General features: G+C 61.6%; 13 protein-coding genes. 9 read left to right on the forward strand and 4 right to left on the reverse strand.

Annotated elements, in window-relative coordinates; all coding sequences use genetic code 11:
- Positions 1 to 41: 41 nt before the first annotated feature.
- From BLL36_RS21020 to etfB, 5 genes are all read left to right on the forward strand, one after another.
- On the forward strand, positions 42 to 572 hold the full coding sequence (locus BLL36_RS21020; RefSeq protein ID WP_005792152.1) for a DUF5943 domain-containing protein: 531 nt from the start codon (positions 42 to 44) through the stop codon (positions 570 to 572).
- 15 nt (positions 573 to 587) lie between these two features.
- Complete coding sequence (dgcA, locus tag BLL36_RS21025; RefSeq protein WP_076953234.1) at positions 588 to 2,648, forward strand: dimethylglycine demethylation protein DgcA; 2,061 nt, start codon at positions 588 to 590, stop codon at positions 2,646 to 2,648.
- Positions 2,649 to 2,785: 137 nt separating this feature from the next.
- The gene (gene dgcB / locus BLL36_RS21030; protein ID WP_076953235.1) at positions 2,786 to 4,732 is read left to right on the forward strand and encodes a dimethylglycine demethylation protein DgcB; all 1,947 of its coding nucleotides are present in this window, start codon (positions 2,786 to 2,788) and stop codon (positions 4,730 to 4,732) included.
- A complete protein-coding gene (gene etfA / locus BLL36_RS21035) occupies positions 4,729 to 5,949 on the forward strand; it encodes an electron transfer flavoprotein subunit alpha (RefSeq protein WP_076953236.1) in 1,221 nt (406 codons plus the stop codon). Before dgcB ends, etfA begins: the two co-directional genes overlap by 4 nt.
- 10 nt (positions 5,950 to 5,959) lie before the next feature.
- Positions 5,960 to 6,730: an electron transfer flavoprotein subunit beta gene (gene etfB, locus BLL36_RS21040; RefSeq protein ID WP_076953237.1), complete on the forward strand. Its 771-nt coding sequence runs from the start codon at positions 5,960 to 5,962 to the stop codon at positions 6,728 to 6,730.
- A gap of 857 nt (positions 6,731 to 7,587) precedes the next feature.
- Here the strand turns inward: etfB and gbcA are convergent.
- A complete protein-coding gene (gene gbcA, locus BLL36_RS21045) occupies positions 7,588 to 8,883 on the reverse strand; it encodes a glycine-betaine demethylase subunit GbcA (protein ID WP_076953238.1) in 1,296 nt (431 codons plus the stop codon).
- A gap of 281 nt (positions 8,884 to 9,164) precedes the next feature.
- On the opposite strand from gbcA, the gene gbcB reads away from it, so the two are divergent.
- Positions 9,165 to 10,265, forward strand: a complete 1,101-nt coding sequence (gene gbcB / locus BLL36_RS21055) for a glycine-betaine demethylase subunit GbcB (protein ID WP_057723602.1) — start codon at positions 9,165 to 9,167, stop codon at positions 10,263 to 10,265.
- Between the two features lie 130 nt (positions 10,266 to 10,395).
- On the opposite strand, the gene BLL36_RS21060 is transcribed toward gbcB, so the two are convergent.
- The 3 genes from BLL36_RS21060 to BLL36_RS21070 form a co-directional block, all read right to left on the reverse strand.
- A complete protein-coding gene (locus BLL36_RS21060) occupies positions 10,396 to 10,929 on the reverse strand; it encodes an REP-associated tyrosine transposase (protein ID WP_076953239.1) in 534 nt (177 codons plus the stop codon).
- Between the two features lie 135 nt (positions 10,930 to 11,064).
- Positions 11,065 to 11,265, reverse strand: coding sequence for a hypothetical protein (locus BLL36_RS21065; RefSeq protein ID WP_076953240.1), 201 nt, complete (start codon positions 11,263 to 11,265; stop codon positions 11,065 to 11,067).
- Positions 11,266 to 11,450: 185 nt separating this feature from the next.
- Positions 11,451 to 12,491, reverse strand: a complete 1,041-nt coding sequence (locus BLL36_RS21070) for a threonine aldolase family protein (RefSeq protein WP_076953241.1) — start codon at positions 12,489 to 12,491, stop codon at positions 11,451 to 11,453.
- A gap of 90 nt (positions 12,492 to 12,581) precedes the next feature.
- Here BLL36_RS21070 and BLL36_RS21075 point away from each other — a divergent pair, with 90 nt between their 5' ends.
- The 3 genes from BLL36_RS21075 (at position 12,582) to BLL36_RS21085 (ending at position 16,086) form a co-directional block, all read left to right on the forward strand.
- On the forward strand, positions 12,582 to 13,310 hold the full coding sequence (locus tag BLL36_RS21075) for a TraX family protein (RefSeq protein ID WP_076953242.1): 729 nt from the start codon (positions 12,582 to 12,584) through the stop codon (positions 13,308 to 13,310).
- 249 nt (positions 13,311 to 13,559) lie between these two features.
- The gene (locus BLL36_RS21080; protein ID WP_076953243.1) at positions 13,560 to 14,813 is read left to right on the forward strand and encodes a serine hydroxymethyltransferase; all 1,254 of its coding nucleotides are present in this window, start codon (positions 13,560 to 13,562) and stop codon (positions 14,811 to 14,813) included.
- A 22-nt stretch (positions 14,814 to 14,835) separates the two neighbouring features.
- Complete coding sequence (locus tag BLL36_RS21085) at positions 14,836 to 16,086, forward strand: sarcosine oxidase subunit beta (RefSeq protein ID WP_010207084.1); 1,251 nt, start codon at positions 14,836 to 14,838, stop codon at positions 16,084 to 16,086.
- Positions 16,087 to 16,097: the final 11 nt, after the last annotated feature.

The raw sequence follows: 16,097 nt of genomic DNA on the forward strand, positions 1-16,097 counted from the left end.
ACCGGCACTACCACAACGAATTTTTCTGGAGTTAAGTTTCCATGGCCAAGATCGCCCCGCAATTGCCTATCGAAGTCGACAGCGAAACCGGTGTCTGGACCTCCGACGCCCTGCCGATGCTGTACGTGCCACGCCATTTCTTCGTCAATAACCATATGGGCATCGAAGAAGTCCTGGGCGCCGACGCCTACGCCGAGATCCTCTACAAAGCCGGCTACAAGTCCGCCTGGCACTGGTGTGAAAAAGAAGCCGAATGCCACGGCCTGGAAGGCGTCGCGGTGTTCGAGCATTACATGAAGCGCTTGTCGCAACGCGGCTGGGGCCTGTTCAAGATCCAGGACATCGACCTCGATAAAGGCACCGCCAGCGTCAAGCTCGAACACTCGGCGTTCGTCTATGTGTACGGCAAGGTCGGGCGCAAAGTGGACTACATGTTCACCGGCTGGTTTGCCGGCGCCATGGATCAGATTCTTGAAGCCCGTGGCAGCAAGATCCGCACCGTCGCCGAACAAGTCTACGGAGGCTCCGAAGAGGGCCACGATGACGGCTTGTTCACCGTCAAGCCGTTGTAAGCCGAGGACCGTGCCATGGCTTTCGAAGCAATGTTTGCGCCGATCCAGATCGGCAAGCTGACCATCCGCAACCGCGTGCTCAGTACCGCCCACGCCGAGGTGTATGCCACCGACGGCGGGATGACCACCGACCGCTATGTGAAGTACTACGAAGAGAAAGCCAAGGGCGGTATCGGCCTGGCGATCTGTGGCGGCTCCTCCGTGGTGGCCATCGACAGCCCGCAGGAGTGGTGGAGCTCGGTGAACCTGTCCACCGACCGTATCATCCCGCACTTCCAGAACCTGGCCGACGCCATGCATAAGCATGGCGCCAAGATCATGATCCAGATTACCCACATGGGCCGTCGCTCGCGCTGGGACGGTTTCAACTGGCCAACCCTGATGTCGCCCTCCGGCGTGCGTGAGCCGGTGCACCGCGCCACCTGCAAGACCATCGAGCCGGAAGAGATCTGGCGCGTGATCGGCAACTACGCCCAGGCCGCGCGCCGTGCCAAGGCCGGTGGCCTGGACGGTGTGGAACTGTCCGCCGTGCACCAGCATATGATCGACCAGTTCTGGAGCCCAAGGGTCAACAAGCGTACCGATGAATGGGGCGGCACCTTCGAAGGCCGCATGAAGTTCGGCCTGGAAGTGCTCAAGGCCGTGCGCGCCGAGGTCGGCGACGACTTCTGCGTGGGCATGCGCCTGTGCGGTGACGAGTTCCACCCGGACGGCCTGTCCCACGAGGACATGAAGCAGATCGCCAAGTATTACGACGACACCGGCATGCTCGACTTCATTGGCGTGGTCGGCTCGGGTTGCGATACGCACAACACCTTGGCCAACGTTATCCCGAACATGAGTTACCCGCCGGAGCCGTTCCTGCACCTCGCCGCCGGGATCAAGGAGGTAGTCAAGGTTCCGGTGCTGCACGCGCAGAACATCAAGGACCCGAACCAGGCCACGCGCATCCTGGAAGGCGGCTATGTGGACATGGTCGGCATGACCCGTGCGCACATCGCCGACCCGCACCTGATCGCCAAGATCAAGATGGGCCAGATCGACCAGATCAAGCAGTGCGTCGGCGCCAACTATTGCATCGACCGTCAGTACCAAGGCCTGGATGTACTGTGCATCCAGAACGCCGCGACGTCCCGTGAATACATGGGCGTGCCGCACATCATCGAGAAGTCCACCGGGCCCAAGCGCAAAGTCGTGGTGGTGGGGGCAGGTCCCGCCGGGATGGAGGCTGCGCGTGTGGCCGCCGAACGCGGTCACGAGGTGACGCTGTTCGAGAAGAAAGAATTTATCGGCGGGCAGATCACCACGGCGTCGAAAGCGCCGCAGCGCGACCAGATCGCCGGCATCACCCGCTGGTTCCAGTTGGAACTGGCGCGCTTGAAAGTCGACCTGCGCCTGGGCGTTGCGGCCGACGCCGAAACCATCCTCGACCTGCGCCCGGACGTAGTCGTACTGGCGGTGGGCGGCCATCCGTTCATCGAGCAGAACGAACACTGGGGCGCGGCCGAAGGTTTGGTGGTCAGCAGCTGGGACGTGCTCGACGGCAAAGTCGCACCGGGCAAGAACGTGCTGGTGTACGACACCATCTGTGAATTCACCGGCATGTCGGTGGCGGACTTCCTGGCCGACAAAGGCTGCCAGGTGGAAATCGTCACCGACGACATCAAGCCGGGCGTGGCCATCGGCGGTACGTCGTTCCCGACCTACTACCGCAGCATGTACCCCAAGGAAGTGATCATGACCGGCGACATGATGCTGGAAAAGGTCTACCGCGAGGGCGACAAGCTGGTGGCGGTGCTGGAGAACGAATACACCGGCGCCAAGGAAGAGCGGGTGGTGGACCAGGTGGTGGTGGAGAACGGCGTGCGTCCGGACGAAGAGATCTACTACGCCCTCAAGCCAGGCTCGCGCAACAAGGGCCAGATCGACGTCGAAGCGTTGTTCGCGATCAAGCCACAGCCGTGCCTGAGCGAGTCGGGTGAGGGGTACTTGCTGTTCCGCATCGGCGACTGTGTGGCCCAGCGTAATACCCACGCTGCGATCTATGACGCCCTGCGCCTTTGCAAGGATTTCTGACGCACCTGATCGTTCCCACGCTCCGCGTGGGAATGCCGCCCTGGACGCTCCGCGTCCGCTCTTAAGATCGTGACGCAGAGCGTCACAGGATGCATTCCCACGCAGAGCGTGGGAACGATCATAGTGGGAGCTTCACCATGTTGAATACCGTGCTTCCCATCCTTCTGTTTGCCGCCCTGGGCCTTGCGGTTCTTGGCGCGCTGCGGCGTGTCGCCATGTGGCGCCGTGGCCGCGCGTCGAAAGTCGACCTGCTCGGTGGCCTGCTGGCCATGCCCAAGCGCTACATGGTCGACCTGCACCATGTGGTCGCCCGCGACAAATACATCGCCAACACCCACGTCGCTACCGCGTTGGGCTTCGTGCTGTCGGCGCTGCTGGCGATCCTGGTGCATGGTTTCGGCCTGCAGAACCGTATCCTCGGCTACGCGCTGCTGCTGGCCTCGACATTGATGTTTGTCGGCGCCATCTTCATGTACCTGCGCCGCCGCCACCCGCCTTCGCGTCTGTCCAAAGGCCCGTGGATGCGCCTGCCGAAAAGCCTGATGGCGTTCTCGGTGAGTTTCTTCCTTGTCACACTGCCGGTGGCCGGGATTCTTCCCGCCGAATTCGGCGGCTGGCTGCTCGCCGCGCTGCTCGGCGTGGGCGTGCTGTGGGGCGTGTCCGAAATGTTCTTCGGCATGACCTGGGGCGGCCCGATGAAGCACGCCTTCGCCGGTGCCCTGCACCTGGCCTGGCACCGTCGCGCCGAACGTTTTGGTGGCGGCCGCTCCACCGGTTTGAAACCGCTGGACCTCAGCGACAAGACCGCGCCATTGGGCGTGGAAAAACCCAAGGACTTCACCTGGAACCAGTTGCTCGGCTTCGATGCCTGCGTGCAGTGCGGCAAGTGCGAAGCCGCCTGCCCGGCGTTCGCCGCCGGCCAGCCGCTGAACCCGAAAAAGCTGATCCAGGACATGGTGGTCGGCCTGGCCGGCGGCACCGATGCCAAATTCGCCGGCAGCCCGTATCCCGGCAAACCTATCGGCGAACACGGCGGCAACCCGCACCAGCCGATCGTCAACGGCCTGGTGGACGCCGAGACCCTGTGGTCCTGCACCACCTGCCGCGCCTGCGTGGAAGAGTGCCCGATGATGATTGAGCACGTGGATGCCATCGTCGACATGCGCCGCCACCTCACCCTGGAAAAAGGCGCCACGCCGAACAAGGGCGCCGAAGTCCTCGAAAACCTGATCGCCACCGACAACCCTGGCGGCTTCGCCCCGGGCGGTCGCCTGAACTGGGCGGCGGACCTGAACCTGCCGTTGCTCAGTGAAAAGGGCAACTGCGAGGTGCTGTTCTGGGTCGGCGACGGCGCCTTCGACATGCGCAACCAGCGCACCCTGCGCGCGTTCGTCAAAGTGCTCAAAGCCGCCGGCGTGGACTTCGCCGTGCTCGGCCTGGAAGAGCGCGACAGCGGCGACGTGGCCCGGCGTCTGGGTGATGAAGCGACGTTCCAACTGCTCGCCTCGCGCAATATCCAGACGTTGGCCAAGTACAGCTTCAAGCGCATCGTCACCTGCGACCCGCACAGCTTCCATGTATTGAAAAATGAGTACGGCGCCTTCAACGGCAACTACGTCGTGCAGCACCACAGCACCTTCATGGCCGAGCTGATCGGCGACGGCGCGCTGAACCTGGGCCAGCACAAAGGCACCAGCGTGACCTATCACGACCCGTGCTACCTGGGCCGCTATAACGGTGAATACGAGGCGCCGCGCCAAGTGCTGCGCGCGTTGGGCATCGAGGTCAAGGAGATGCAACGCTCGGGCTTCCGTTCGCGCTGCTGCGGCGGCGGCGGCGGAGCGCCGATCACTGACATTCCCGGCAAGCAACGTATCCCGGACATGCGCATGGACGACATCCGCGAAACCGGCGCCGAGCTGGTGGCCGTGGGCTGCCCGCAGTGCACCGCGATGCTCGAAGGCGTGGTCGAACCGCGTCCGCTGATCAAGGACATCGCCGAGCTGGTGGCCGACGCGTTGCTGGAAGACGCCGCACCCGCCAAAGCTCCCCCTAAACGTGAACTTGCGCAGGTGCACATATGAGCGACATTATCCGCCGCGACCCACGGGCCGAATGGATCGCCCGTAACCGCCTGCACCCGTTGCACGCGGCGATGCAGCCGGTGCAACACAGTTGGATGGGGCCTAACGGCGTCATCCGCAAGAATGTGCATGGCATGGGGTTTATCGGCCCCAATGGAATCAAGCGCATCGACCGCAGCGGCGCCCAGCAGGGCGGCGCCGCCAAACGCACGGCGGCTGTGGAGGTGCAACTGCCGCTGCATCAGGTCCCGACCCCGGCGTTCTACATCAATGTGGTGCCGGACATGGTCGGCGGTCGCTTGAGCAGCCACGACCGCGATTTGCTCGGCCTGGCCCGGCAACTGGCCGGCAACGACGGCGCGGTGCTGGCCGTGGTGTTTGGTGACCACAAGGAAACGGCCTTTGCCACCGCCGGTGTGGATCGCCTGCTGGTGCTGGAAGGCCGTGAATTCGACGGTTATTCACCGGAGCAGCGCGTGCAGGGTTTGCGCGCTGTGGATAACCAGTTCAACCCGCGTCACTGGTTGCTGCCGGACAGCCGCAGCGGGGGCGGCGAACTGGGCCGGCGCTTTGCCGCCAGCCTCAAGGAACGCCCGGCCACACGGGTGTGGCAGATCAAAGGTAATGAGTGCATCGGCCGTGCCGGTGCTGGCCAGGAAGACCTGGCTCGACCCTTGGCGCGCCTGATCCTGGCCGGCGTCGAGTGCGCCGAGCCGGTCAGCGAGTCACGGCATGAAGCGTTGCCGGTGGAGTTACCCACAGCCCTGGCGCGCAGCCTGCCGCGTATCGAAGACCTCGGCGCGGTGGCCGTGGACCCGGCGGCGATTCCGATGGCCGAGGCCGAATTCATTTTCTCCGGCGGCAATGGCGTGAAGGACTGGGCGCTTTTCCACCAGGCCGCCGCCGCCTTGGGCGCCACCGAAGGTGCCTCGCGGGTCGCCGTGGACGATGGCTTCATGGCACGTGATCGCCAAGTCGGCGCCAGCGGCACCTGGGTCACGGCGCGGGTGTACGTGGCGGTGGGCATTTCCGGGGCGATCCAGCACCTGCAGGGCATCGGTGCCTGCGACAAGGTGGTGGCGATCAACCTGGACCCTGGCTGCGACATGATCAAACGTGCCGACCTGTCGGTGATCGGCGAAAGCGCCGCGATACTGCAAGCCTTGATCGACGCGGTCGAGGTCTACCGCAACGGCGCCAAGCGCGATGCGGCTTAAGGAGTTGGTCATGACGACAAATGTAATCAGCCTGGTGTCCATCGGCGCCCACCCCACCTCAGGGCGCCCGCGCCGTGCGGAGCAGGATGCGCGTGCCGTGGAGCTGGGGCTGCAATTGGCTGGGGATAAGTTGCAAGTGTTGCACGCCGGCAACATCGCCGAGCCGACCCTGCGCAGCTACCTGGGCATGGGCTTGCCACAGTTGCACGTGTTGGAACAACCGGCGGGCAGCGATGCGTTGCCGGTGCTCAGCGAGTACCTGCGCGACGCCGGCGCCCAGGTGGTGCTTGCCGGCAGCCAGGCCGAGACCGGTGAAGGTTCGGGCATGTTGCCGTTTCTGCTGGCCGAGCAATTGGGCTGGCCGCTGATTGTCGGGCTGGCGCAGGTGGAGTCCATCGACGCCGGCGTGGCCCATGTGCTGCAAGCGTTGCCGCGCGGTCAACGGCGGCGCTTGAAGGTGCGTTTGCCGTTTCTGGCGACGGTGGATAACGCCGCGCCCAAGCCGCGGCAAAGCGCCTACGGCCCGGCGCAGCGCGGCGAACTGGCGGCCCATGAAGTCGAGGTCGAACAGGACGAGTTATTCACAGGCGCCGTGCTGCAACCGGCCAAACCGCGGCCCAAGCGTCTCAAAGTGATCAAGGCCAAGAGCGGTGCTGATCGAATGAAAGCCGCGACGGCCAAGGCCAGTGGGGGTGGGGGGCAGGTGCTCAAGGGCGTCAGTCCAGAGGCCGGCGCCGAGGCCATCCTCAAGTTGTTAATAGAAGAGGGTGTCGTACGCTAATCCTTTGTGGGAGCTGGCTTGCCTGCGATGGCAGTGTGTCAGGCGCCACATGAGCTGACTGTTCCACTGCTATCGCAGGCAAGCCAGCTCCCACATTGGGATTGCAGTGTTTGTGAGATTACCCACAATCCCTGTTGACCCGTCTGTGGATAACCTGTTCGCGGTTGTCCACAACCCCTGTAAATCAAGCCCTACAGCCTTCTGTACGAAAAACAACCAAGCTAACTGGCGGTTTTTCCTTGGGTTTTTCCCTGCTCCTGTTCATTTCTCCAAGCAGAGTTGCCCCCATACTCTGTTGGCGCTTCTGTGGATAAGGTGTTCGCTACCGGCTGCAGCCCTTATGAATCAAGGCTTTTACGCAATTGATCAAAATTTAACCGATTTGAGCTTTTGGCCGCGTTAAATCCCTGTAAACCACGATTTATGAAGGTTTCAGGTGGTTTTCCACAGCGGTGCGTGAGTTGCCCCCAAAGTCTGTTGGCGGTTCTGTGGATAAGGTGTTCGCGTACCGCTACAGGGCACGTATAACGTGACCTTCACCGCTTTGATCAATAATTAACCAAAGGCCTGTTAAAACCGGGAAACTGAATAAGTCACGGATTTTCTTGATTTAATTTCAGGCGGGGAGCGCACTTGCCCACAATTGCTGTGGGTGGCTCTGTGGATAAGTTGTTGGGTAAAGGCTGGAAGGCAGGCGGGCATTGGGCTGGCAGGCGGTTGGATATTTTTTGTACAGCGCAAGATACTGTAGGAGCGAGCTTGCTCGCGAAGAACTTGAGAGCGCTGCGTTAAACCTGGCACGCTGCGTTATCGTTGACGTTCTTCGCGAGCAAGCTCGCTCCTACAGTGGGTGGTGATTACTCGTGTGCGGCCACGCCCTTGAGGTACGGCGCCGGCGCCGCGCCGAGGTTGTTGAGCATGCGCTCGCTGTACCAGTCCACGAAGTTCACCACGCCGAACTCATAGGTCTGGGAATACGGGCCAGGCTGATAGGCGGTGGAGTTGATGCCGCGCTGGTTCTCTTCGGCCAGGCGACGGTCCTGGTCGTTGGTGGCGTCCCACACCTGGCGCATGCGCTCCACGTCGTAGTCCACGCCTTCCACGGCATCCTTGTGCACGATCCACTTGGTGGTGACCATGGTTTCCTGGGCGCTGATCGGCCACACGGTGAACACGATGATGTGGTCGCCCATGCAGTGGTTCCACGAGTGCGGCAGGTGCAGGATGCGCATCGAGCCCAGGTCCGGGTTCTTGATGCGGCCCATGAGTTTGGCGCAGCCCTGTTTGCCGTCCAGGGTCATCGACACGGTGCCCTTGAGCAGCGGCATACGCACGATGCGGTTACGCAGGCCGAAGCTGGCGTGGGCGTAAGGGATTTTTTCGGCATCCCACGCAGCGGCCGAAGCGGCAACGTGGTCCTTGAACGCCTGGTCGGCGCGTGGGTCGGTGACGTCGTCCCATTCCAGCAGGGTTTTGAGCAGTTCCGGGTGCGAGGCGTTGCAGTGGTAGCACTCGCGGTTGTTTTCCAGTACCAGCTTCCAGTTGGCTTTCTCGAACAAGGTGGTCTGGATCGCCACCTTGGTATTCTCCATGTCGTACGGTTCCATGTAGTGGTTGAGCGTCGACAGGAAGTCATCGATGGCCGGCGGGTTCTCGGCCAGGCTGATGAAGATGTAGCCGCCGGCGGTCTTCACATTCACCGGCTTGAGGCCGTACTGCTTCATGTCGAAGTCGGCGCCCATCTCGGTGCCGGCGAACAGCAGGCGCCCGTCCAGCTCGTAGGTCCACTGGTGATAGTGGCAAACAAGCTTGGCAACCTTGCCCTTGTCGCTGGTGCACAAGCGCGAGCCACGGTGGCGGCACACGTTGTGAAACGCATGCACCACGCCTTCGGCGCCACGGATGACGATGATCGGGTTCTTGCCCACTTGCAGGGTCAGGTAGTTGCCCTTGGTGGGGATCTCGCAGGTCATGCCGGCGATCAACCACTCTTTCTGGAAGATCTCCTGCATGTCGATATCAAACAGCCGCTCATCAGAGTAGAACGGCTGTGGCAGCGAAAAAGTACGCTCGCGCTCGTGCAGCATCTGCGCGGTGGCCTTGCGTGCGGGTTCCAGCGGATCGCCCAAGCTTAAGGTTGCGGTGACGTCCATCGTGTGTGTCCTCATGGCCATTCTGTGTGGCCGGCGAATAGTGGCTGATCAGGTTTGCAGCAAGGCGTAAAGAAAGCGTCGTTGTTGGAAGCGAGTGTGGGCCCGGCGTTGCGTGGAACCTTATCCATGGGCGACATGGCCCAATCTGATCCCGACGCGCAAGCCCCTGTTATTGGGGGCTGGTCGCGGTAAGTATGTGAATGTCGCAGATAGGTAAGTGGACGGTTCTCGCGTTACGCAGAATCGCCACCATAAGGCCGACGTCGGCGGTGGAGAACAACATGTCCAATAGTTTCCTGAATCCGGTAACCACCCAGACCTGGGCCAATGGCCGGCACATCGTCCGTTGCGTCAAAGTCATCCAGGAAACCTGGGACGTGCGCACCTTCTGCTTCATGGCCGACCAGCCGATCCTGTTCTTTTTCAAGCCGGGGCAATTCGTCACCCTGGAGCTGGAAATCGAAGGCCAGCCGATCATGCGTTCCTACACCATTTCCAGCTCGCCGTCGGTGCCGTACAGCTTTTCGGTGACCATCAAGCGCGTGCCGGGCGGCCGCGTTTCCAACTGGCTGCATGACACGCTGCACGAAGGCCAGGAGCTGGCGGTGCACGGGCCGGTCGGGCTGTTCAATGCCATCGACTTCCCAAGCCCCAAGGTGCTGTACCTGAGCGGCGGCGTCGGCATCACGCCGGTGATGTCCATGGCGCGCTGGTTCTACGACACCAACGCCAATGTCGACATGACGTTTGTGCACAGCGCGCGCTCGCCCAAAGACATCATCTACCACCGCGAACTGGAGCACATGGCGTCGCGGATCGACAACTTCAGCCTGCACCTGATCTGCGAGAAACACGGCCTGGGCGAACCTTGGGCGGGTTATCGCGGCTATCTGAACCACAAGATGCTGGAACTGATGGTGCCGGACTTCCTTGAGCGCGAAGTGTTCTGCTGCGGCCCCACGCCCTACATGAGCGCTGTGAAGCGCCTGCTCGAAGCTGCCGGTTTCGACATGGCGCGTTACCACGAGGAGTCCTTTGGCGCCACGCCACCGGAAGCCCGTGCGGATGCGGTGGAGCAAGCCGAACAAGCGGCTGATGCTCCGGAAGTCGACCTGGCTGACCTGCACCAGGTGGAATTCATCGCCTCGGGCAAAAGCATCCGTGTGGCCCCGGGCGAAACCGTGCATGCGGCGGCCGCCAAGCTGGGCTTGCTGATTCCCAAGGCCTGCGGCATGGGCATCTGCGGCACGTGCAAAGTGATGAAACTGGGTGGCGAGGTCGAGATGGAGCACAACGGCGGGATTACCGAGGAAGACGAAGCCGAAGGTTACATCCTGTCGTGCTGCAGCGTGCCGAAGGGGGATGTGCGCATCGAGTTCTAGTTTTTAGATCGTTCCCACGCTCCGCGTGGTAACGCCTCCCGGGACGCTCAGCGTCCCGCTTGAGTGGTGGTGACGCGGAGCGTCCCGGTATGCATTCCCACGCAGAGTGGGAACGATCAGGGCACGATCTTCAGGACCAGCGTTGTATCTCGATTAATCCTTCCATTCCCGCATAGTTGCGAGCACTCGAGTACCGCCAGTGTTCCGCCAGATCCACGTAACCCCGTTTCACTGGGTTGTGGTGAATGTAATCGAGCTTCTGGCGCATCACGCTCTCGCTGTACACCAACTCGGCATGTGAACCCTCCTGCCACAGTTGATAAATCCGATCGGTCTTGTGCGCGCGTTTGCTGAAACGCAGCCGTTGTAATGCCCGCTCGGCGCCTTTGCTCTGCAGGTCATCAATGATGCTGCGGGCGGTGAAGGATTTGAATTGCCTGACGCACTTGGCCAGGTCGGGAGCCTGAGCGACGAAATGCAAGTGGTTTTCAAGGATGACGTAGCCATAAAGGTTCAAGTCTTTATGGCTTTGCTGATAGCGCCAGCAATCCAGCAGATGGCCGACGAGGTAGTCGCGGGTAAACAAAGGCAGCCACTCCATAACGGTGCATGTCAGGAAGTGCGGTTTTTCGGGTTCAGTGATGGTGTAGCGACTTCTGCCCATGCATTCATCCTTGAATTTTTGGGGGGGAGGGCTGGACGCAGAGCGTCCGGGGATGCATTCCCACGCAGAGCGTGGGAACGATCAGCGTAGGAATGATCAAGTGGTTGGGTGATTAAGGAATGGTCAAGTTAACGGTTACTGGGCGTAGATATGGACGACGAAGTGCTGGCCTGATGCTGTTAATTCATAGGCTTTGTCGTAGATCTTTAACGTCCTCGATGGCTCGCGAATGGTATCCCCGACTTTTGCGTACTTGCGGAACTCATCCCAATCAATAACGGTGGTGCTGACAGTGCCGTCGCTTTGCAGGGTGTTGCCGTTGCTTTGGTATTGCATGGGTTTCGCTCTCTCTTCTGGATTTCCGTTTCCAGCCGATTGTTCGGCAGGTGGCTATCCCGAAAGGCGGCCTCTGCAGCGGCCTTTTCCTTCCGGGTTCCAAGAGGCTAGTCAATGAAAGCGTGGGGCGCTGCTGTCAGAAATATCAAATGACAGACTCGGCAATCAGCCAGTATTCGCCAGGTTCAGGCTTCCATCACTTTCCGAATATCCGCCGCCAATTCTCTTACACGCTCTTCCTCGGTATCCCACGCACACATGAAACGCGCGCCGCCTTTGCCAATGAAGGTGTAGAAGCGCCAGCCCTTGGCGGTCAGCGCCGCGATGGCCGGTTCAGAGAGTTGCAGGAACACGCCGTTGGCTTGTACCGGGAACATCAACTCGACGCCGGGAATATCCGCCACCAGGCTGCTCAGCAGTTGCGCGCAGTGGTTGGCGTGGCGCGCGTGTTTGAGCCAGGCGTCGTTTTCCAGCAGGCCCACCCAGGGGGCGGAGAGGAAGCGCATTTTCGACGCCAGTTGGCCGGCCTGTTTGCAGCGGTAATCGAAGTCTTCGGCCAGCTTGTGGTTGAAGAACAGAATCGCTTCGCCCACCGCCATGCCGTTCTTGGTGCCGCCGAAGCACAGCACGTCAACGCCGGCTTTCCAGGTCAGGTCGGCCGGCGAGCAGCCGAGGAACGCACAGGCGTTGGAGAAGCGCGCGCCGTCCATGTGCAGGTTCAGGCCCAGTTCCTTGCAGGTGGCGCTGATGGCGCGGATTTCTTGCGGGGTGTACACGCTGCCGACTTCAGTGGCCTGGGTGAGGGTGACCACGCGCGGCTTGGGGTAGTGGATGTCCTGGCGCTTGAGGGCGATCTCGCGGATCGACTCCGGGGTCAGCTTGCCGTTTTCAGTGCGGGCGGTGAGCAGCTTGGAACCGTTGGAGAAAAACTCCGGCGCGCCGCATTCGTCGGTCTCGACGTGGGCGGTTTCCGAGCAAATCACGCTATGGTAGCTCTGACACAAGGATGACAGGGCGAGGGAGTTGGCGGCGGTGCCGTTGAAGGCGAAGAATACTTCGCAGTCGGTTTCGAACAGATTGCGGAAACCGTCGGCGGCGCGGTGGGTCCATTCATCATCGCCGTAGGCGCGCTGATGGCCCTGGTTGGCTTGTTCCATGGCGGCCCAGGCTTCCGGGCAGATGCCGGAATAGTTGTCACTGGCGAATTGTTGGCTCTTGTCGGTCATGGCCCATTCCTGTGGTCGATGTTGGTGCGCACTGTAACCAAGATTGTCGCGGGTGCGCACGCCCTGTAAATGCAAAGTCACTGGGGAATTATGCACGGTACTGGAACGATGCCTGTCGGACATGTCCGTGATGGCGCTTTGGATCTACTCAAGTGGCTGGCGCTGTTGAGTATGGTGCTGGACCATTTGCGGTATGTCGGCTGGAGCCTGGATGGGCTGTATGTGCCGGGACGTCTGGCGTTCCCGTGGTTTTGCCTGGCGATTGCGGCGAACCTGCATCGGGTCAGAAATGCAGCCGTGACCGGCCACTGGCGGTATCTGGGCTGGCTGTTGCTGTTCAGTGTCATCAGCGAAGTGCCCTATCGGTTGTTTATCGAGGATGCCGATACGTTGAATGTGTTGCCGACACTGGCGCTGGGGTTGCTGGTTGCGCGGGGATGGCAGCAGAAGGCGGTGGTTGATCGAGGATTGGCGCTGATCGCGCTCATTGTTGGCGCGGTTTTTTCGACTCAGCTGATGTTCGGGTTTTTTGGTGTATTGCTGCCATTGGCGATGTTGCTGGCGTTCCGTCTCCCTTGGTATTTCAGCTTATTGCCGGGTTTGGTGTGCGTCGCGGCCAACCAATGGCAGGTTCTGCTCAATAGCGGCAGCCTTGTCGCGATGCTTGGCTTGGCGACATGCCTGATTGCGCCATTGGCAGGATTGGTCCTGTTGCGACATGCCAAGAATGTCTCCCCACCCGCCATGCGACGCTGGGCCTATGCGCTGTATCCGCTGCATTTCCTCCTGTTGCTACTCATCCGCCAGATCACCGCCTAACCCCTGTGGGAGCTGGCTTGCCTGCGATGTTGGCACCTCGGTGTGCCAGCAGGAAAGCGGTGCTGCCATCGCAGGCAAGCCAGCTCCCACACAAGCCTGTTCCCACATTTGTTCTGTGTCGCTCAGCTAATGTCGTAAACGCACCTTTGCGTGGCGTGCGTAGGCATTTGATCCAGCGGCGCCAGCCCTACCATCGCTGCAAAGGGCCTCACTCTGGCCCCAACAATACGAAAGGCTGGGAGAGACGCGATGTTCAGCAAACAAGATCAGATCCAGGGTTACGACGATGCACTGTTGGCGGCCATGAACGCCGAGGAGCAACGTCAGGAAGATCACATCGAACTGATCGCGTCCGAGAACTACACCAGCAAGCGCGTGATGGAAGCGCAAGGCAGCGGCCTCACCAACAAATACGCCGAAGGCTACCCGGGCAAACGCTACTACGGCGGCTGCGAGCACGTGGACAAGGTCGAGGCCCTGGCCATCGAGCGCGCCAAGCAACTGTTCGGCGCCGATTACGCCAACGTGCAGCCGCACTCCGGCTCCTCCGCCAACAGCGCGGTGTACCTGGCGCTGATCAATGCCGGCGACACCATCCTGGGCATGAGCCTGGCCCACGGCGGCCACCTGACCCACGGCGCCAAAGTGTCGTCCTCGGGCAAGCTGTACAACGCCGTGCAGTACGGCATCAACACCGACACCGGCCTGATCGACTACGACGAAGTCGAGCGCCTGGCCGTGGAGCACCAGCCGAAGATGGTCGTGGCCGGCTTCTCCGCTTATTCCAAGACCCTGGACTTCCCGCGTTTTCGCGCGATCGCCGACAAGGTCGGCGCGCTGCTGTTCGTCGACATGGCCCACGTCGCCGGCCTGGTCGCCGCCGGCCTGTACCCGAACCCACTGCCTTACGCCGACGTGGTCACCACTACTACCCACAAGACTCTGCGCGGTCCGCGTGGCGGCCTGATCCTGGCCAAGGCCAACGAAGCCATCGAGAAGAAACTCAACGCCGCCGTGTTCCCCGGTGCCCAGGGCGGCCCGCTGATGCACGTGATCGCCGGCAAGGCCGTGTGCTTCAAGGAAGCCCAGGAACCTGGCTTCAAGGTCTACCAACAGCAAGTGATCGACAACGCCCAGGCCATGGCCGAGGTGTTTATCAAGCGCGGCTACGATGTAGTGTCCGGCGGCACCGACAACCACCTGTTCCTGGTCAGCCTGATCCGTCAGGGCCTCACCGGCAAGGACGCGGACGCCGCCCTGGGCCGTGCCCACATCACCGTCAACAAGAACGCGGTGCCGAATGACCCGCAGTCGCCGTTCGTGACCTCGGGCCTGCGCATCGGCACCCCGGCGGTGACCACGCGTGGTTTCAAAGTGCCGCAATGCGTTGAGTTGGCCGGCTGGATCTGCGACATCCTCGACAACCTCGGCGACGCCGACGTCGAGGCCAACGTGGCCAAGCACGTGTCTGCCCTGTGCGCTGATTTCCCGGTTTATCGCTGAGCGCGGTTTTGGAGTAATGACTATGCAACGCTACTCAGGCTTCGGCCTCTTCAAGCACTCCCTCAGCCACCACGAAAACTGGCAGAAGATGTGGCGCACGCCCACCCCTAAAAAGGTCTACGACGTGGTCATCGTCGGCGGTGGCGGGCATGGTCTGGCAACCGCTTACTACCTGGCCAAGGAGCACGGCATCACCAACGTGGCCGTAGTCGAAAAGGGCTGGTTGGGCGGCGGTAACACCGCGCGCAACACCACCATCGTGCGTTCCAACTACCTCTGGGACGAGTCGGCGCACCTGTACGAACACGCGATGAAACTGTGGGAGGGCCTGTCCCAGGACCTGAACTACAACGTGATGTTCTCCCAGCGTGGCGTGTACAACCTGTGCCACACCCTGCAGGACATCCGGGATTCCGAGCGTCGCGTCAGCGCCAACCGCCTCAACGGCGTGGACGGCGAGCTGCTCAACGCCAAGCAGGTAGCCGACGAGATCCCATACCTCGACTGCTCGAAAAACACCCGCTACCCGGTACTCGGCGCCACCGTGCAACGTCGCGGCGGCGTGGCCCGTCACGATGCCGTGGCCTGGGGCTTTGCCCGCGCCGCTGACGCACTCGGCGTGGACTTGATCCAGCAGACCGAAGTGATCGGTTTCCGCAAGGAAAACGGCGTGTGCATCGGCGTGGAAACCAACAAAGGCTTTATCGGCGCCAAGCGCGTCGGCGTGGTGACCGCCGGTAACTCCGGGCACATGGCCTCACTGGCGGGCTTTCGCCTGCCGATCGAATCCCATCCGCTGCAAGCGTTGGTGTCGGAGCCGATCAAGCCGATTATCGACAGCGTGATCATGTCCAACGCCGTGCACGGCTACATCAGCCAGTCCGACAAGGGCGACCTGGTGATCGGCGCCGGTATCGACGGCTACAACGGCTACGGCCAGCGCGGTTCGTACCCGGTGATCGAACACACTATCCAGGCCATCGTCGAGATGTTCCCGGTGCTCTCGCGGGTGCGCATGAACCGCCAGTGGGGCGGCATCGTCGACACCACGCCGGACGCGTGCCCGATCATCTCCAAGACCCCGGTACCGAACATGTTCTTCAACTGCGGGTGGGGCACCGGTGGCTTCAAGGCCACCCCAGGCTCGGGCAACGTGTTTGCCGCCAGCCTCGCCAAGGGTGAAATGCACCCATTGGCTGCACCTTTCTCCATCGACCGTTTCCACAACGGTGCGTTGATCGACGAACACGGCGCCGCGGCCGTCGCCCACTAACAGGAGAAATT

Source organism: Pseudomonas cedrina subsp. cedrina, from assembly GCF_001983175.1.
Taxonomy (GTDB): Bacteria; Pseudomonadota; Gammaproteobacteria; order Pseudomonadales; family Pseudomonadaceae; genus Aquipseudomonas; species Aquipseudomonas cedrina.